Origin of the sequence: Serpentinimonas raichei, from assembly GCF_000828895.1 — a bacterium.
Classification (GTDB): domain Bacteria; phylum Pseudomonadota; class Gammaproteobacteria; order Burkholderiales; family Burkholderiaceae_C; genus Serpentinimonas; species Serpentinimonas raichei.
Window position 1 is genome coordinate 2,117,698 of the sequence record NZ_AP014568.1, and the last position, 17,125, is coordinate 2,134,822.

Here is a 17,125-nt window from a genome sequence, read left to right on the forward strand (position 1 = left end):
GCTTCTCCCGCCCCGGCCTTGGCGCTGGTCGTGGACGACATGCGCGTGGTCGATGGCGTGATCCGCCAGCAGTTGGGCAGCGAGGTGCTGCTGGTGGGCCAGGTGGCCGAATACATCATCGGCGCCGGCGGCAAACGGGTGCGCCCGGCGCTGCTGCTGCTGATGTGCCAAGCGCTGGGCTGCACCGACGCGCGCCGCCACAGCCTGGCGGCGGTGGTCGAGTTTATCCACACCGCCACCTTGCTGCACGACGACGTGGTCGACGAGTCGGCGCTGCGTCGCGGCCGCAACACCGCCAACCACCTGTTTGGCAACGCCGCCAGCGTGCTGGTGGGCGACTTCCTCTACTCGCGCGCCTTCCAGATGATGGTGCAGGCCGGGCTGATGCGCGTCATGGACGTGCTGGCCGACGCCACCAACGTGATCGCTGAAGGCGAGGTGCTGCAACTGATGCAGATGCACGACGCCGCACTCGACGAAGCCGCCTACCTGCGCGTGATCCGCGCCAAGACCGCCAAGCTGTTCGAAGCCAGCGCGCGCTTGGCTGCCATTTTGGCGGGCAGCGACGCCGCCACCGAAGCCCACTGCGCCGACTACGGCCAGTCGCTCGGGGCCGCCTTTCAGGTGATTGACGACGTGCTCGACTACGAGGGCGATGTGGCAGAAATGGGCAAGAGTCTGGGCGACGACCTGCGCGAAGGCAAGGTCACCTTGCCCCTGATCTGCACCTTGCAGCGCTGCAGCGCCGCCGACGCCACCCTGATCCGCACCGCCATCGAGCACGGCAACAGCGAACACCTGCCCCAGATCATCGAAATCGTGCGCCGCAGCGGCGGCTTGGCCGACGCCCGGCGCGCCGCCCAAGCGCAAGCGCAACGCGCCATGGCCGCCGCCCAAACCCTGCCGGCCAGCCCCAGCCGCGAGGCTTTGGTACAATGGGCAGCCGCGCTGCTGGAGCGCCGCTCCTAGCGCAAGCGCTGCTTGCACGGTGCATTTCGGGGTGTAGCTCAGCCTGGTGGAGCGCTACGTTCGGGACGTAGAGGCCGGAGGTTCGAATCCTCTCACCCCGACCAGCCACACATACAAAGGCCGCCAAGGACGTATCCTTGGTGGCCTTTTTCATTGGCAAACTAGGCACTTACAGAGCAGCAGCAGACAAAGGCAAACATTGACAGCCAAGGCGGCACCGGGGAAAATAACGGGGAGCAAAAACCCGTTTTACCCCGAACCGGGGAAAGCCCCTGCTGAGGCACCGGGGCAACCGGGGCAACCGGGGCAACCGGGGTAACCGATGGACAGCCAACCGAGGAACACGCCATGCTGACCGATGCCCAATGCCGCACCGCCACCTGCACCGAGGGCAAGCTGCGCGAGCGCCTGACCGATTCCGGGGGCTTGTATCTGGAAGTCACCCCCAATGGCCGCAAGCGCTGGTTCTGGAAGTTTTACCCCAACGGCAAAGAGTCACGCATGGCGCTGGGCACCTATCCGGCGGTGGGCCTGACGGCGGCACGCAAAGCCCGTGATGCCGCGAAGCTGAAAAAGGACGAAGGCTTCAACCCGGTTCACGCGCGCCAGCTAGACCGCATCAAGCAAGCCATGAACGAAGGCGAGAACTTCGAGCAAGTGGCGCGGGAGTGGTACGGCAAAAAGTCCCCCCTGTGGAGCCCGCACCACCAGACCCGCGAACTGCGCAACCTAGAAAAAGACCTGTTCCCCTGGATCGGCAAGCGGCGCATAGCCGAAATCGAGCCCGTGGAGCTGCTGCAGACCGTGCGGCGGGTGGAGGCGCGGGGTTCCCTAGACGTAGCCCACCGGGTTCTATCCACGGCGCGGGGCGTGTTTGCCTACGCAGTGGCCAGCGGCAAGGCAGGCCGCAACGTGGCCATCGACTTGAAGGGCGCGCTGACACCGCACAAAGCCCGCCACTTTGCAGCGATTACCGATCCGGCGCGGCTGGGCGAACTGCTGCGAGCGATCAAGGGCTACAAAGGCGGGCCAATCGTGCGGGCGGCGCTGCAACTGGCACCCATGCTGTTTCAACGACCGACCGAGCTACGGGCGGCAGAGTGGGCCGAATTCGACCTCGACGGCGCGCTGTGGTCGATCCAAGCCAAGCGGATGAAGCGCACCTATGACGGCAAGGAAAACGGCGCGCCGCACCTGGTGCCCCTGCCCACCCAGGCCGTGACCATCCTGCGCGAGTTGCACCACCTGACCGGCGACGGCGCGCTGCTGTTCCCCGGCGAGCGGGGCAAAGGCACCCCAATCAGCGACAACACCCTGCGCGCTGCGCTGCAAACGCTGGGCTACGGTTCCGAGGTGCAGTCCATTCACGGATTCCGGGCCACGGCGCGCACCTTGCTTGATGAATTGCTGGAATTCGATCCGCTGATGATCGAGGCGCAATTGGCCCATGCAGTCAAGGACGCCAACGGGCGCGCCTACAACCGCACCACGTACATAAAGCAGCGGCAGGAAATGATGCAGCGCTGGGCCGATTACTTGGACAAACTGGCCGCCGGAGCCGATGTAATCGAGTTGCGGCGCGCCTGATAGTTTGATGCCACGCCTAGCCCGAGGCTGATCCCCGAGGGCGAAAACCGGGAAGCCCCCCAACCCGGCGGCGCTGGCACTTTTTTGGGGGCTGGGGGAGCGTGAGAAATGGCTGATTTATCGCATTGGGACTTGGCAGAAATCTTCACCGGCAGAGACGCCGCGTATTTGATGATGGGGGTTGACCCTTCAGACCCGGAGGCCAGCAAGCGGAGCGCAGCGCATGTTCTAAGGCGAATGGAGACGGCGTTCGATGGTGCAATCGAACACGCAATGTTTGACCTTTACCATGATTCCGAAAGGGATGACGAAAGCGATTTGATGCCCTATCACGCCATTCTTGGAAGTGAGGCGCGACGGAAAAGCTATGGGCCATTTCGTAAATATGACGACCGCGAGCCACTTGAGAAATGGCTGAAAAGCAGTGAATCTGGCGTTCAAAATGAAGAATTTTCACGGGCCGAGCTTGCCCGCTGGGTGAGGGAAAACGGATTGAAGTCTGCTTATCAGTTTGACCTAGAGGCATCCGTTCCTGCCACCCAAAGCGCAAGCGGTGCCACCGTGCCACAGGCTGAAACCCCGGCGCAAGGCACGGCGGATGACACCCCGGCGGCGACCGCAGTACCCAACAGCAGGGAAAGAAACACCTTGCTGCGCATCATCGGGGGCTTGGCAATGGCAACGTATAAGATGAATATTCACGGGAGAATGGACGGCATTACAGAAATACTTGACGACCTTGCCCAACATGGCGTAACCGTGTCGGAGGAAACGCTGCGCGGCAAACTGCGCGAAGCCGCGAGGTTGATTGATCCACCAGCCGACAACAAGGGTTGAAACCCAAATTAGGGCCTTCAAACCCCAATTAGGGCCGGCCAAACCCGAATTAGAGGACGCAGCAGGCACAAGCGCTTGACACTTGCCCCATCGCAACAACGGCTACAAAGCCGGTCAACGAAGGGCAGTATGGCAATCTGGCGCATCGAAACCTGCAAAGCGGAGGCGGGGCACCCCTCCAACACATCCATTTACAGCCAAATCCGTGAGGGTCTTTGGACAAAGCCTGTTCGCATCGGACAGCGATCCGTCGGCTGGCCGGATTACGAAGTGCGGGCGCTGTGTGCGGCGCGCATCGCGGGCAAAACGGATGAGCAAATCCGGGAACTGGTCAAGCGGATGCACGCTGATCGGGCCGAACTGCTGGCTGTGGCTTGAAGGGGCGCAGCAATGGCGATCAACACCCCCCAAAAAGAAATGCCCACCGTGGGCAGCAATCCCACGGCAGGCGAAGCGATCAACGATCTGGATTATCCCACCGGGCAGCGCCCAAGTAAAGCCTTCGAGACCCTGCGAGCCGCATTTGCTCTGCGCGGCCACACCCTGCGGCGCACCGACCCGGCGACGGGGCCGGTTTCATATTGGGCGAGCCGCTGGGGCCTGGCCAAACACCTGCCCGACATTGACGCGGCGCAGCGGTTCCTAGAGCAAATCGGGGGGCGGCGATGAATGCAACAAGCCACCCCGCCGAACAATTCCGGGCCGCAATCGTGGCCGCTGGCCTGACCCCGCCGGAGGACATTCACGCCGACGGCAAACTGCACCGATTCCCCAGCAATGGCCAGCGCAGCGACGATTCCGGCTGGTACGTGCTGCACCCCGACGGCTTACCGGCTGGCGCATTTGGCTGCTGGCGCGAGGGGCTAAGGCAGCAGTGGTGCAGCAAGACCCCGGACACCATGACCCAAGCCGAGCGCGAGGCGCACCGGCAAAAGCTGGAGGCAATGCGCCAGCAAAGGCAGTCCGACACCGCCGAGCGCAATCAGCAGGCCGCAGCCGAGGCGGCGCAGCGCTGGCAGGCAGCCACCCCGGCAACCAGCCACCCCTACCTGAGCGCCAAGGGCGTGCAGGCCCACGGCGTGCGGCAGCAAGGCAAGGTGCTGCTGATCCCCATGCGCGACACGTCGGGCACCCTGCACAGCCTGCAAAACATCGACGGCGAGGGCAGCAAGCGCTTTCTACCCGGCGGGCTGGTCAAGGGCTGCTATCACGCCATCGGCACGCCTGAGCGCGCTCTGATCGTCTGCGAAGGCTACGCCACTGGCGCGAGCCTGAACGAAGCCACGGGGTGCGCTGTGGCGGTGGCATTCACCGCGGGCAACCTGCTGGAGGTGGCGAAAGCGCTGCGCCAGCAATACCCGGCGCTGCGCCTGATCGTGGCCGCTGATGACGACTGGCGCACCGAGGGCAACCCCGGCATGAGCAAGGCGCGCCAAGCTGCCCAGGCCGTGGCTGGCCTGCTGGCTGTTCCCCGGTTCCCTGCTGACCGGCCCGACAAGGCGACCGACTTCAACGACCTGCACCAGTTGGCCGGGCTGGAGGCGGTGCAGGCTTGCATCGAGGCGGCGCAAGCTGTGGCGGGCGGCCCGCTGTTCCCCGCCCTGCCCGAGCTTGGCGAGCCAACGGGCAGCCAATGGCCTGAGCCTGTTCCCCTGCCCGACGCCTTGCCCCCCGTGGCACCCTTTGACGACGAACTGCTGCCCGAAGCCTTGCGCGGCTGGGTGGCAGACATCGCCCACCGGATGCAGTGCCCCCCGGATTTTCTGGCGGTGGGCGCTGTGGTGGCGCTATCAAGCCTGATCGGTGCCCGTGCTGTGGTGGCACCCAAGGCGCGCGACGATTGGCGCGTGGTGCCCAACCTGTGGGGCCTGATCGTGGGCAGGCCGGGGGTGATGAAATCCCCGGCGCTGGGCGAAGTGCTCAAGCCCTTGCAACGGCTGGAGGCAACCGAGCGCGAACAGTGGCAGGCGGTGCATGATGAATGGGAGCTCGATTGCAAGGTAGCCGAACTGGCCGCCAAGCAAAACGAGAAACAGGCGGCGGCAGAGTCCAGCAAAAACCCGGCCAAGGCGCGCGCGCTGCTGAAGCCAGTGGACACCCCCACCGAACCCAAGGCGCGGCGCTACGTGGTCAACGATGCCACGGTGGAGAAGCTGGGGGAAATCCTAGAGGACAACCCATGGGGCACCCTGAGCTATCGCGACGAAATCCACGGGCTGCTGTGCAGCATGGATCGGCAAGGGCAAGAAGGGGCGCGGGCTTTCTACCTGCAAGCCTACGACGGCAATCAAGGCTACACGGTGGACAGGATCATCCGGGGCACCCGCCACATTCCCCGCGTATGCCTTGCCATGCTGGGAGGCATACAACCCGGCAAGGTGCAGGCCTACGTGCGCGACGCGGTGGCAGGTGGCACGGGTGATGACGGGCTGCTGCAGCGCTTTGGGCTGGCCGTGTGGCCCGACGTGAGCCGGGAATTCAAGCGGGTTGATCAATGGCCCGACACCCACGCCAAACAGGCCGCATGGGCCGTATTCGAGCGCCTGAATCAACTGCAACCGGCGAGCGAGACCGAGCCCCAAGAGTGGCGCTTTGACCCCGAGGCCCAGGCCATTTACTGGGAGTGGGCGCTACCGTTCGAGACCGAGATACGGGGCGAAGAACTGCACCCGGCGCTGGTTTCCCACCTGGCCAAATACCGCAAGCTGGTTCCGGCGCTGGCGCTGATCTTTGCCCTGGTGGACACACCGGACAGCGGGAACCTGATCCATGCGCGCGAACTGGCGCGGGCGCTGGAATGGGCCGAATACCTGCGCACCCATGCCGAGCGGCTGTATGCGGCGGCGGTGATCCCCGAAACCGCCGGGGCCAAGCAACTGCTGGACAAGATCAAAACGGGCAAGCTGTGCGACGGCGACGGCGTGCTGCTGGAATCGTTCACCCCCCGCCTAGTGGCCGTGAAACATTGGGCCGGACTGGGCAAGCCGGAGGACGTGCGCAAGGCGGCGGACTTGCTGGCCGATTATGGCTGGCTGGTGCGGGAGACTGCACCCACCGGCGCGGCGGGAGGCAGGCCCAGCGAGCGCTACCTGATCCACCCCATGCTGCTGAAGGGGGGTGCATGATGGGCAAGTGGCTTGATCGGCTGAAAAATGAAAAAGCCCCCGGCACCCCCGCTACAAAACCTACGAAACCCACCCAAGGCACCCACGAAGGGGGTTTTGTAGGTTCCGTAGCGTACCCCCCGGCCTGTTTGCAAAAAAACAATGGGGGCGACCAACCGGCGGCAGCGGCTGAAACCACCACCGAGGCCCTGCCCCAAGCCCACGAAGAACCGGCGGCAAGCATGGGGCACGCGCACGGGCTGGTGCGCATCGAGGCCGAACGGCTGGCAGCATTGCAGCCTTGGCCGCAGACCCAGGCCGACACCGACACCGTGAGCGCCTGGTGGCTGCTGCACTACCCCGACCGCGATCCGGTTCAACTGGTGAGCCACCCGCCTGCAACCTTGGCGCAAATTCTCCAGCAACACCCCGAGGCTATGGCCGCCGAACCGATGAGCGAGCCGCAGCGCTACGCGCCGAACCCGGCACCCCACCTAGCCGCCGAAGCTGATCTGGCCTGCTGGCCGCACACGTCGGCCATGAACTCGGTGGAAATCGACACCTTCACGGCGCGGCTGAGGCGGTTCACCGACAAGGGAATGGCCTATGACCAAGCCGAAGCGCTGGCCGATAAGCTGGTGCAGCGCGACCGCGAAGGCGACGACCGGCGGCTGTGCCTGGAGTGTCGGCACCTGCAAGGCGCTGGCCGCTGGCGCTGTGGCAACTGGCAGCAAGCCGACGTGGCCCGCGAAGGGCTGGCGCGTGACTTGGTGCTGATGCTGCAGCGCTGCGACGGCTACCACCCGGCGATGCAGGCCCAAGCCCTGAGCCAAACCCAGCAAGCCCAACCCAAGGAGCACCCGCATGATTGACGCCCTAATCACTGGCCGCCTGCACGGCAAGCCGACCCAGAAAACCGCCAAGACTGGCAAACCCTTCGCCACCGCCAAGCTGCGCGTACCCGCTGGCGACGAGGCCGCATTCATCAACGTGGTGGCCTTCGACGCCAAAGCCTGCGCTGGCCTGCTGGCGCTCGATGACGGCGACGCAGTGGCGCTATCCGGCCCGCTGACGGTCAAGGCATGGCTGGGCAAAGACGGCACGCCCAAGCCCAGCATTGACATGGTGGCCCATGCCCTGCTGACCGCCTACCACGTCACCCGCAAGCGCAAGGCCCAAGCCGACGCCCAGCAGGCCCAGCAGCGCCAGCGTGAGCCGCTGGACGCCTACACCGAGCGCGACGGGCTGGGCGACTGGTGAGCGCTGGCAGCGAGGCCGGGGGCCCTGTTTGAGCAGGCTGCACGTAGGGGCGCAAAGAGGCGCGGCCATCGCAAGTTTCTTGCTTTTCAGAACTTGATTCTCCCCAGCCCTTGCCCTTACCGCTGGTGCGCCAGCCACCCGCCCTGCACCTAGGCCCGCCATCGCCCAGACTGCACCAATCACCAGCAACCTAGCACCCTGCAACCCGGCTGGCCGCTGCTGAGCCAGACCGGCGGTGGCCAGTCAACGGAAAACAGCCTTGCAGCGCATGGAAAGCAGCTTGCCTGCAAACCAATCCGCCAAAAGCTGGCACGTGTTTTGCTTTTCTTTTTGATTCATGCACACGAATCAATGGTTTAGGCTGGCGTGGCGAATGGCATACTAGCTGGCTGTTTACCGGCAAGTGAACTGACTGCAAAGCAGATTGCCTGTTCAACCCCGAGCCGACCGGCCACCGCCGGGGCCGCAGCACGTACCCGGCAAGCGCTGCACCCACTGGCGCAGACGAAGGCCGAAGGCGGGATGGCCACAGGAAGCCGCGAACAATTGGCAGGCGAGTGGCGCGTAGTGCAGGCTGACCGGCGGGAGGCAGTCACTGGATACCATAATTGCGGCAAATAGAAAAAAGGTTGCAGGAAATTTTCCCACCTCCCAACCCGAAGCCGCTGCGGCGAAGCCGGCACCAGTCACCCGGCCTGCAACCCAGCGCCAAGCCATTGCAAGGCCGCTTGCAGCCACGGCTGGCACCCTTGGGCACACCGCAAGCGCTGCGAGGTTTGCAGGCCGTCATGCAAGGGGTAGCCGCCCCCCCAGCGCTTTTCGTGCAACCGGCACCCGCAAGAATCGAGCATCGAGGCACCGCGCCACAATTGGCAGGGGGGTGCGCGACCCCCCCTGGCGCTGGCGCAGCGGCTTGCGTGAACACGCGCAACCAAACGCGAGTGGCCGCTATCTACAGGGCGATCGGGGCTCGCATTACCCGCATTCCGGCACCCCCAGGAGTACCTTTGCCGGGGGGTGCTGCTGGAGCCGCGCCTGCTGACCCGGCGGGAGCCATGACCGACTGGCACCTAGGCACCGCAAGCTGTGGCGAGGCTGCAACAGTTGCGCATGGCCTGCACCACGGCGGGAGCTACCCGCCATAACCGGGGTATAGAGCGCGTCACCGGGGAACAAAACGGGGAACAAAATTTTAGGCGCGCTTTTTTTATCAGGTGGAATCAATCGCTTGCTTGCCTTAATCGAATCCTCTCACCCCGACCAGCCATCGAGTCACACGGCTTTCATGCTCGCGACATGAGTCCGTCATGGTGGCCGGCTAAGCTGAAAGCAGCTTGAGCGCCCATGCCGACACATCGGCTTCGCTCATGGCCACCAAGGATCGCTTATGAACCGCAGACTATGGCTGGCCAACCTCGGCGCGCTGGGTATGACCGCATCCCTGTCCTTGCCCACGCTGGCGCAGGGCAACAGCAGCCCGCTGCTGAACCTGGTGGTGCCGGTGCCGCCCGGCGGCTCGGTCGATCTGCTGGGGCGCTTGATCGCCGAGCACCTGCCGCGCACGCTCCAGCAAACCGTGGTGGTCGAGAACCGCCCGGGCGCCTCGGGCTCAATCGCGGCCGCGTCGGTAGCCCGTGCGGCGGGCGACCCAAACCAGTTGATGCTGGCGTTTGATTCGCATGTCACCAACCCACTGGTCTTTGCGCAACTGCCGTACACGCTCAACGACTTCACGCCGATCTCGCGCCTTGTGAGCTTCCCGCTGGTGTTCGCCGTGCCGGCCAGCCTGCCGGTGAGCAACATCGCCGAATTCATCACCTTGGCCCGCAGGCGGCCGGGTTCGCTGAACGTGTCCTCGGCTGGAATGGGTACGCTCAACCACTTGGCCGCCGAGCTGTTCAAAACGCGCACGCGCACACACATCGTGCACATCCCGTACCGCGGCGGCGTGGCGGCCTTGCAGGCGGTGATGAACAACGAGGTGCAGATGTTCATGGGCAGTTGGGTGGCCATCGGCCCGCATGTCAAAAGCGGGCGCGTCAAGGCGCTGGCGGTCACCTCGGCAAGGCGCTACTCGGTGGCGCCCGATATCCCGACCCTGATCGAAGCCGGTGTGGCCGACTTCGATGTGTCCACCTGGATCGGTGCCTTGGCACCCGCGCGCATCGGCGCGCAGCGACAGCAAGTCTTGCATACGGCCCTGATGGAGGCGCTGGGCCAACCAGCCGCGCGGCAGGTGCTGGCCACGCAAGGCCTCGAGTGGGTCGGCAGCACGGCGGCCGAATTCGATCTCTTCATCGCTGCCGAGGGGCGGCGCTGGAGTCAGCTGGTCAGGGATTTGCGGCTGAACTTGAGCTGACCGAAACCATGAAGACCGCGCTGGCGCAAGCCAAGGAGGACGGGATGGCGGCCTATCCTATGGACAGAAAAAAACGCCCAACCGAGGACAGTTGAGCGTTGAATGGTGGTGGCCTGGGGCAGAATCGAACTGCCGACACGCGGATTTTCAGTCCGCTGCTCTACCAACTGAGCTACCGGGCCACGGAGGGTATTCTAGCACAGGCGGGGGCACGATTTTCAAACAAGCACTGCCCGTGGCTGCTAGAATGCAAGGCTCTGCGCGGCTGTAGCTCAGTGGATAGAGTATCGGCCTCCGAAGCCGAGGGTCGTGGGTTCGATCCCCGCCAGCCGCACCATCACATCGCCCGCCTGTCAGGGCCACATCAGGCCCTTAGGCCCCCCTTAGGCCCGCCTTGCCAGCGCCTCGGCCAAGCCGGTGTAGTCGGCTGGCTTGAGCGCCAGCAGGCGCGCCTTGTCGGCTGCCGGAATGTCCAGCGTCTCGATCAATTGGTGCAGCGCCGCGCGCGTCACCGCTTGGCCGCGGGTGGCGGCCTTGAGCTTTTCGTAGGCCCCGGCGATGCCATGGCGGCGCATCACGGTCTGGATCGGCTCGGCCAGCACCTCCCAGGCCTGGTCTAGGTCGGCCGCCAGCGCCTGCGGGTTCAACTCCAGCTTGCCCAGCCCGGTGCGCAGCGACTGCTGCGCCAGCAGCGCATGGCCCAGCGCCACGCCCATGTTGCGCAGCACGGTGGAGTCGCTCAAATCGCGCTGCCAGCGGCTGATCGGCAGCTTTTCGCTCAGGTGGCGCAGCAGCGCATTGGCCAGCCCCAGGTTGCCCTCGGCGTTCTCGAAGTCGATCGGGTTCACCTTGTGCGGCATGGTGGAGGAGCCGATCTCGCCCGCCTTGAGCTTTTGCTTGAAATAGCCCAGGCTGATGTAGCCCCAGAGGTCGCGCGCCAGATCGATCAGGATGGTGTTGCTGCGCGCCACGGCGTCGAACAGCTCGGCCATGTAGTCGTGCGGCTCGATCTGGGTGCTGTAGGGCTGAAAGCTCAGGCCCAAGCCGATGGGTGCATCGAGTGCGCTGCCAGCACCGGCGGCCGGGGTTTCGACCACGCGGCGGGCCAAGGCCTCCCAGTCGAAATCCGGCCAGGCCGATAGGTGCGCGTTGTAGTTGCCCACGGCGCCGTTCATTTTGCCCAGCAGCGGCACCGCCGCGATGCGCTGGCGCGCCGTTTGCAGGCGCTGCAGGACGTTGGCCAGCTCCTTGCCCACTGTGCTCGGGCTGGCGGTCTGGCCGTGGGTGCGGCTGAGCATGGGCACCGCCGCCCAGCGCTGCGCCAGCTCGCGCAGTTGCGCGATGATGGCATCCAGCCCCGGCAGCAGCACCTGCTCGCGCGCCGCCTTGAGCTGCAGCGCGTGGCTGGTGTTGTTGATGTCTTCGCTGGTGCAGGCAAAGTGCACGAACTCGCCCAGCGCCTGCAATTCCGGCCAGCCAGCAAACGCGCCGGCCACGCCGAGCTCGGGGTTGCCGCGTATCCAGTACTCGACCGCTTTGACGTCGTGGTTGGTGGTTTTTTCGATCGCTTTGATGGCCGCCGCATCGGCCACGCCGAAGCGCTCGACGAGGGCGCGCAAATGCGCCCGCGCCTGGGGGCTGAGAGGCTGCGCCGCGGGGCTTAGCGGCTGGGCGCTGGCCAAGCCGGCGTCGCATAGGTGTTCGAGCCAGACCAGCTCGACCTGCACCCGGCAGCGCATGAAGCCGTATTCGCTCAACAGCGGGCGCAGGGCGTCGAGCTTGGGCTGGTAGCGCCCATCGAGCGGCGACAGGGCGGTGAGGGGGGAAAATTCCAGTGGGGATGAAGCTTGCATGGTGCGCAGATTGTAAAAGCCCGGCACCTAGCCGCCGACATCGCGCCCCAAGCGGCCTCAGCCCGCTGCAGCGCGGGCTTCCAGCGTTTTGCGCAGCAGCTTTTCGGCACCGACCACGAGGTGGATGGCCAGCCCGACGGCCAGCACCGGCAGCCACTCGGAAGCGGCAATCGGCGCGGTGTGGAACATCGTATTCATTACCGGCACGTAAGTCACCAGCAACTGCGAGCCCATCATCGCCGCAATGCCGACCCAGATCCACGGGTTGCTCATCAGCCCGAGCTTCCACATCGAATGCCGCAGCGAGCGCATATTGAGCAGGTAGAACGACTGCCCTACCGCAAACACCGCCAGCGCGATGGTGCGCGCCTCGGATTCGGTGAGCCCGCGCGCCAGCGCATGGTGGAACAGCACGGTCGCGCCGAGCATCAGCATCACGCCCACGATGAGGATGCGCAGCACCAGCTCCCAGTTGAGGATGGGCGCATCGGGCCGGCGCGGCGGGCGCAGCATGATGCCGGCCTCGCGCGGCTCGAAGCACAGGGTCAGGCCCAGCAGCACGGCGGTTGTCATATTGATCCACAGCGCCTGCACCGGCAGAATGGGCAGCGGCTGCGCGGCCAGAATCGCGGCGATGATCACCAGCCCCTGCCCGGCGTTGGTGGGCAATATCCAGCTGATGAACTTGACGATGTTGTCGAACACGCCCCGGCCCTCCTCGACCGCGGCCTCGATGCTGGCGAAGTTGTCGTCGGTCAGGACCATGGCGGCGGCCTCCTTCGAGACCTCGGTGCCGGTGATGCCCATCGCCACGCCGATGTTGGCGCGCTTGAGCGCGGGCGCGTCATTCACGCCGTCGCCGGTCATGGCCACCACCTCGCCGCGCGCCTGCAGCGCCTGCACCAGGCGCAGCTTCTGCTCAGGGGTGACGCGCGCGAACACCGCAGTCTCGGCCGCAGCGGCCTCGAACGCCGCCTCGTCGAGCGCTTCGAGCTGGCGGCCACTGAGCGCACGTGGCGGCCGCTCGCGGCTGGCGCGCGGGTCCAGCCCGATTTCGGCGGCGATGGCCGCGGCCGTGACCGCGTGGTCGCCGGTGATCATCTTGACCCGGATGCCGGCCGTGTGGCAAGCTTGCACCGCGCGCACCGCCTCGGCGCGCGGTGGGTCTATCATGCCCTGCAGGCCCACAAACTCCAGCCCGCTGCCCACCTCGCCGTGGCCGATGCGCGCCAGGCCCGCGCCGCTGCGGCGCGCAAAAGCCAGCACGCGCAGGCCAAGCCGGGCCATGGCCTCGACCTCGGCCTGCACCGCATCGGCGTCTAGCGGCTGGCTGGCAGCATCTGGGCCGATGGCGCAGTCGCAGCGCGCCAGCACCGCCTCGACCGCGCCCTTCATGTAAACCACCGGCTGCGCGCCGCCGTGCAGCGTGGCCATGTACTGGTGCTGCGACTCGAACGCCAGCGCGTCGAGCCGCGGGTGCGCGGCCGCCTGCCCCGCCTCGTGCAGCCCGGCCTTGCGCGCGGCCACCAGCAGCGCGCCCTCGGTCGGGTCGCCCTCGATGCGCCAACTGCCGCCATCCTCGCGCAGCACGGCATCGTTGCACAGCAGGCCGGTGCGCAGCAGCTCTTCCAGCGCCGGCGGCAACTCTGCCAGCGCCTGGCCTGCCTGGCTGAGCGCCCCCTGCGGCTCGTAGCCCACGCCGCTCACCTCGGCACCCAAGCCAGCGGCCCACAGGCGCTGCACCGTCATTTCGTTGCGCGTGAGCGTGCCGGTTTTGTCGGAGCAAATCACGGTCGTGCTGCCCAGGGTCTCGACCGCCGGCAGGTGGCGGATGATGGCGTTGCGCTTGGCCATGCGGCTCACGCCGATGGCCAGCGTGATCGTGAGCACCACCACCAGCCCTTCGGGGATCATCGCCACCGCCAGCGCCACCGCCGCCAGGAACATCTCCACCGCCGACTGGCCGTGCACCAAGGTGCCCACCGCGAAGCTCAGCGCCGCCAGCGACAGAATGGCCCACATCAGCCAGTGGCTAAAGCGCGTGATGCGCCGCGTCAGCGGCGTAGCCAGCACGTTGGTGTGGGCCAGCAGCTCCGAGATGCGGCCGATCTCGGTGCCTTTGCCTATGGCCACCACCACTCCGGTGGCCGTGCCGTAATGCACCAGGGTCGAAGAATAGGCCATGTTGCGGCGGTCGGCCAGCACCGTGTCGGTGGGCAGCGGTTCGGCGCGCTTCTCCACCGGCAGCGACTCGCCAGTGAGCGCCGCCTCATCCACGCGCAGCTCGCGCACCTCGAGCAGGCGCAGGTCGGCCGGCACCTTGTCGCCCGAGGCCAGCAGCACGATGTCGCCGGGCACCAGTGCGCGCGCATCGATGCGCTGGCGCTGCCCGCCGCGCAGCACCGTGGCCTCGGTGGTGAGCGCGCGCGCCAGCGCTTCCAGCGCACCCAGCGCCTTGCCTTCTTGGATGAAGCCGATCACGGCGTTGAGGAAAATCACGCCAAAAATCACCGACGCATCGGTCCAGGCACCCACGGCCAGCTTGATGGCGGTTGCCACCAGCAGGATATAGACCAGCACCTGGTTGAACTGCAGCAGAAAGCGCAGCAGCGGGCCGCGCCCCTTGGCTGTCGGCAGCGCGTTGGGGCCAAAGCTGGCTTGGCGCGCCTGCACCGCAGCCGCATCGAGGCCCTGCTGCGGGTTTGCCTCCAGCAGCCCGATCACTTCAGCGGGCGGCTGGTGGTGCCAGTGCTTTTCGGGCAAATTTTGCATGCGTGAACCAAATATCTTTGAGGCCACAGTCACACGGGGCCTGATGAAAACCATTCTAACCATGGACTGTGTCGGCGCGGCTGCATCGGCGCGGCTGCGGTGGCACAATCAATTGCCGCTTCAAAATCCTTCACACACCCGCTCAGGTGCCATCCCAACAGTCAAGACCATGAAACTCATCGGATCACTCACCAGCCCCTATGTGCGCAAGGCGCGCATCGTGTTGGCCGAAAAAAAGCTCGACTTCAGCTGGGTCGATGAAAACGTCTGGGCCGCCGACACCCGCATCCAGCAGTTCAACCCGTTGGGCAAGGTGCCCTGCCTGCTGCTCGACGACGGCACCAGCGTGTACGACTCGCGCGTGATCGTCGAGTACCTCGACACCCTGTCGCCGGTGGGCAAGCTGATCCCCGCCAATGGGCGCGAGCGGCTGGAGGTGAAAATCTGGGAGGCGTTGGCCGATGGGGTGAGCGACGCCGCCTTTGCCGCCCGCATGGAGGGGCACTGGGAGGGCCGCACGGCGCAGCAACGCAGCCCGGCTTGGATCGAGCGCCAGCTGGGCAAGATCGCGCACGGCCTGCAAGCCATGAGCGCACGCCTAGGCGAGCAGCCTTTTTGCCACGGCAACCACTTCTCGCTGGCCGATGTGGCCACGGGTTGTGCGTTGGCGTACTTGGATTTTCGCTTTGCGCAGATAGCTTGGCGCACCGAACACCCCAACTTGGCCCGGCTCTACGAAAAGCTGGAGCAGCGCCCGAGCTTTGTGGCCAGCGTGCCGCCGGGCTAAAGCCCCCAAGAGCAGCGTATAAAAAAGGGGTTGCGAGACACTCCGCAGCTCAAGAGAAGAGAGAGGGAGGAGGAGAAAGGCCCCGGAGTGGTCGAAGGCTGTGTGACCTTGCCCCTAGAATCCGTATCCCATAGCCGAGTCACGAATTGGCTTGCTTGGCCTGAGCCGCGAGCCAGTTTTTCTCGAAGCGCATCGGGCTGACGTAAGCCAGCGTCGAGTGTAGCCGGGTGCTGTTGTACCAGAGTACCCAGTCGATGACCTCGTCCTTGGCTTGGCGCCTTGTCACGAAGCGCTGCCCGTGTAGCCGCTCTACCTTCAACGATCCGAACAGCGTCTCGCTGCAGGCATTGTCCCAGCAATTGCCGCGCCGACTCATCGAAGCCGTGGCACCGTACTCGCTCAGCACATCCCGGAAGTCCTGACTGGCGTATTGGCTGCCACGGTCGCTGTGAAAGATCAGCCCAGCTTGCTTGCCCGGATGGCGCTTGAACCAGGCCATGCGCAGCGCGTCGATGACGATGTCGCGACCCATGTCCTCACGCAGCGACCAGCCTACCACCTGGCGGCTGAACAGGTCGATCACAACCGCCAAGAACAACCAGCCTTCGTCGGTGTGGATGTAGGTGATGTCGCCCACCCAGACCTTGTCGGGTTCGGTCACATCGAACTGTCGATCAAGCAGGTTGGACGCAATCGGCAGATCGTGCTTGCTGTCCGTGGTGACCTTGAAGCGGCGCTTGCCCTTGGCCCTGATGCCGTGCAACTGCATCAGCTTGCGCACCCGCTCCTTGCCCACGAGGATGCCCCTGGCCAGCAGCTCTCTCCATGTGCGTGGCCAGCCGTAGCAGCCGCGCGTCTCGGCGTAAATGACCTTGATATGCACCAGCAGCGCATCGTCACTGAGGTGGCGCCGCTGCGCCGCGCTGGCCACCCGCACAAAATGCTCGTGGTACCCGGCCACGCTGGCCTCAAGCACCCGGCACTGCACCGAGATCGGCCACACCCGGCGGTGCCGGTTGATGAAGGCGTACTTCACTTCTGCGCTTTCGCGAAGTACGCCGTCGCTTTTCCCAAGATGTCACGCTCCATCTTCACGCGCGCCAGCTCGGCCCGCAGCCGACTGATCTCCATCTGCTCGGCGCTCACGACCTTGCTGTCAGCCCCTGTAAGCTTGCCCTGCCGGTCAACCTTGATCCAGTTGAACAGCGTCTGCTCGACCACGCCCAGCGACCTGGCCGCTGCCGCGATGCTTTGCCCTGCGTGCACCAACCGCACCGCCTCTTGCTTGAACTCCAGCGTGTAGCGCGCCCGCACTGTCTTGTTCATTTCCGTTGTCCTTGCTTGAATTAAAACACTCAGCAAGGGATACGTTTTCCGGGGGCAAGCTCAGTGCGCCATCGGCCCCGCAACACCAACAAACTGGGGCGCAAGGCCCAAATGGGTTCCACCTTGCGCTTGTCGTTTGGTGTAAGGCAACACGGCTGGAGTTCCCCGGCCCGCCCGCGCTGGAGGTGCGCAGATTGAAACAATTTGTGCAAGCCCTATCCAACGGGGCATGAGCTTGAGTGCTTTTTTCCAAGCCCAATCTCTTTTTTGC

13 protein-coding genes and 3 tRNA genes are annotated in these 17,125 nt (G+C 65.3%); 12 read left to right on the plus strand and 4 right to left on the minus strand.

The genetic code is table 11. The features are described 5' to 3' along the window. Positions 1-39: 39 nt before the first annotated feature. The 10 genes from SRAA_RS09870 (at position 40) to SRAA_RS09915 (ending at position 10,116) form a co-directional block, all read left to right on the plus strand. Positions 40-969 (plus strand): polyprenyl synthetase family protein, encoded by a 930-nt coding sequence (locus tag SRAA_RS09870; RefSeq protein WP_045533683.1) that lies wholly within the window; start codon positions 40-42, stop codon positions 967-969. Between the two features lie 27 nt (positions 970-996). Next, a tRNA-Pro gene (locus SRAA_RS09875) sits at positions 997-1,073 on the plus strand. Positions 1,074-1,317: 244 nt separating this feature from the next. Next, complete coding sequence (locus tag SRAA_RS09880; protein WP_045532427.1) at positions 1,318-2,556, plus strand: tyrosine-type recombinase/integrase; 1,239 nt, start codon at positions 1,318-1,320, stop codon at positions 2,554-2,556. A 108-nt stretch (positions 2,557-2,664) separates the two neighbouring features. Continuing rightward, a complete protein-coding gene (locus SRAA_RS09885; protein WP_045532429.1) occupies positions 2,665-3,393 on the plus strand; it encodes a hypothetical protein in 729 nt (242 codons plus the stop codon). Positions 3,394-3,522: 129 nt separating this feature from the next. Continuing rightward, a complete protein-coding gene (locus SRAA_RS12330) occupies positions 3,523-3,771 on the plus strand; it encodes a helix-turn-helix transcriptional regulator (protein ID WP_082040015.1) in 249 nt (82 codons plus the stop codon). A gap of 12 nt (positions 3,772-3,783) precedes the next feature. Continuing rightward, positions 3,784-4,062, plus strand: a complete 279-nt coding sequence (locus SRAA_RS09890) for a hypothetical protein (RefSeq protein ID WP_045532430.1) — start codon at positions 3,784-3,786, stop codon at positions 4,060-4,062. Continuing rightward, positions 4,059-6,518, plus strand: a complete 2,460-nt coding sequence (locus tag SRAA_RS12335) for a DUF3987 domain-containing protein (RefSeq protein WP_082040016.1) — start codon at positions 4,059-4,061, stop codon at positions 6,516-6,518. The genes SRAA_RS09890 and SRAA_RS12335 overlap by 4 nt, the downstream gene beginning before the upstream one ends. A gap of 128 nt (positions 6,519-6,646) precedes the next feature. Continuing rightward, positions 6,647-7,369, plus strand: a complete 723-nt coding sequence (locus SRAA_RS09905) for a hypothetical protein (RefSeq protein ID WP_045532432.1) — start codon at positions 6,647-6,649, stop codon at positions 7,367-7,369. Continuing rightward, complete coding sequence (locus SRAA_RS09910; protein ID WP_144318749.1) at positions 7,362-7,757, plus strand: single-stranded DNA-binding protein; 396 nt, start codon at positions 7,362-7,364, stop codon at positions 7,755-7,757. Before SRAA_RS09905 ends, SRAA_RS09910 begins: the two co-directional genes overlap by 8 nt. A gap of 1,387 nt (positions 7,758-9,144) precedes the next feature. Further along, complete coding sequence (locus tag SRAA_RS09915) at positions 9,145-10,116, plus strand: tripartite tricarboxylate transporter substrate-binding protein (protein WP_045532433.1); 972 nt, start codon at positions 9,145-9,147, stop codon at positions 10,114-10,116. Between the two features lie 106 nt (positions 10,117-10,222). Here the strand turns inward: SRAA_RS09915 and SRAA_RS09920 are convergent. Then, positions 10,223-10,298: transfer RNA gene (locus tag SRAA_RS09920), tRNA-Phe, on the minus strand. Positions 10,299-10,377: 79 nt separating this feature from the next. Between SRAA_RS09920 and SRAA_RS09925 the strand changes: the two genes are divergently transcribed. Then, positions 10,378-10,453 (plus strand) — tRNA-Arg (locus SRAA_RS09925). A 46-nt stretch (positions 10,454-10,499) separates the two neighbouring features. Here SRAA_RS09925 and purB read toward each other — a convergent pair. Together purB and SRAA_RS09935 are read right to left on the minus strand one after the other, a co-directional pair. Further along, positions 10,500-11,969 carry an adenylosuccinate lyase gene (gene purB / locus SRAA_RS09930; RefSeq protein WP_045533691.1) on the minus strand — a complete coding sequence of 490 codons (1,470 nt, stop codon included), beginning with the start codon at positions 11,967-11,969 and terminating at the stop codon, positions 10,500-10,502. Between the two features lie 57 nt (positions 11,970-12,026). Further along, positions 12,027-14,741 (minus strand): cation-transporting P-type ATPase, encoded by a 2,715-nt coding sequence (locus SRAA_RS09935; protein WP_045532435.1) that lies wholly within the window; start codon positions 14,739-14,741, stop codon positions 12,027-12,029. Positions 14,742-14,910: 169 nt separating this feature from the next. On the opposite strand from SRAA_RS09935, the gene SRAA_RS09940 reads away from it, so the two are divergent. Beyond that, complete coding sequence (locus tag SRAA_RS09940; protein ID WP_045532437.1) at positions 14,911-15,528, plus strand: glutathione S-transferase C-terminal domain-containing protein; 618 nt, start codon at positions 14,911-14,913, stop codon at positions 15,526-15,528. Between the two features lie 139 nt (positions 15,529-15,667). Here SRAA_RS09940 and SRAA_RS09945 read toward each other — a convergent pair. Next, positions 15,668-16,854, minus strand: a protein-coding gene (locus SRAA_RS09945) for an IS3 family transposase (RefSeq protein WP_171820229.1) whose coding sequence is annotated in 2 segments (ribosomal slippage) — positions 15,668-16,599 and positions 16,599-16,854 — 1,188 coding nt in all. Because the reading frame shifts where the segments join, the coding sequence is not laid out codon by codon here. Positions 16,855-17,125 lie beyond the last annotated feature (271 nt).

Bases quoted from the DNA above. Each gene is read 5' to 3' on its own strand.
- SRAA_RS09910 (WP_144318749.1), top strand. From the start codon at position 7,362: ATGATTGACGCCCTAATCACTGGCCGCCTGCACGGCAAGCCGACCCAG.
- SRAA_RS09890 (WP_045532430.1), top strand. From the start codon at position 3,784: ATGGCGATCAACACCCCCCAAAAAGAAATGCCCACCGTGGGCAGCAAT.
- SRAA_RS09880 (WP_045532427.1), top strand. From the start codon at position 1,318: ATGCTGACCGATGCCCAATGCCGCACCGCCACCTGCACCGAGGGCAAG.
- SRAA_RS12335 (WP_082040016.1), top strand. From the start codon at position 4,059: ATGAATGCAACAAGCCACCCCGCCGAACAATTCCGGGCCGCAATCGTG.
- SRAA_RS12330 (WP_082040015.1), top strand. From the start codon at position 3,523: ATGGCAATCTGGCGCATCGAAACCTGCAAAGCGGAGGCGGGGCACCCC.
- purB (WP_045533691.1), bottom strand. From the start codon at position 11,969: ATGCAAGCTTCATCCCCACTGGAATTTTCCCCCCTCACCGCCCTGTCG.
- SRAA_RS09940 (WP_045532437.1), top strand. From the start codon at position 14,911: ATGAAACTCATCGGATCACTCACCAGCCCCTATGTGCGCAAGGCGCGC.
- SRAA_RS09915 (WP_045532433.1), top strand. From the start codon at position 9,145: ATGAACCGCAGACTATGGCTGGCCAACCTCGGCGCGCTGGGTATGACC.
- SRAA_RS09935 (WP_045532435.1), bottom strand. From the start codon at position 14,741: ATGCAAAATTTGCCCGAAAAGCACTGGCACCACCAGCCGCCCGCTGAA.
- SRAA_RS09870 (WP_045533683.1), top strand. From the start codon at position 40: ATGCGCGTGGTCGATGGCGTGATCCGCCAGCAGTTGGGCAGCGAGGTG.
- SRAA_RS09885 (WP_045532429.1), top strand. From the start codon at position 2,665: ATGGCTGATTTATCGCATTGGGACTTGGCAGAAATCTTCACCGGCAGA.